Here is a 340-nt window from a genome sequence, read left to right as displayed (position 1 = left end):
CGGCGGCGGTCGGCGCGGTCTCCTCGGCCTCGCTCGCCCCGGCCTCGCTCTCCTCCGTCACGATCGCGTGCGCGGCGGTCTCGTCCGGGGCGTCGGACACGGTCAGCGCCTCCGCCACGGCGATGCGGGCCTCCGGCTCGGAGGGGGCGTCCTCGGACGGGGCGGAGTCGGCGGCGACCGGCCCCGACGCGGCGGGGGCTGCCTGCGCCTCGACCGGCGCGGTCTCGGGCCCGGCGGCCTGCGCCGGCTCACCCTCCGGGAGGTCGCCGGCGGCGGCCTCGGAGGCGAGGGCCTCCTGCACGGCCTCGGGGTTCTCGGACAGCGTGTCGGGCTGGACGGC

The 340-nt window shown here is 80.9% G+C and carries 1 pseudogene; it reads right to left on the bottom strand.

The annotated features are described in order from the left end of the window. A pseudogene (locus ACLBYB_RS32900) lies at window positions 1–340 on the bottom strand (ribonuclease E/G); the annotation flags it as partial.

The organism is Methylobacterium sp. D54C, assembly GCF_053345595.1.
This window is presented reverse-complemented; position numbering and strand designations above follow the sequence as displayed.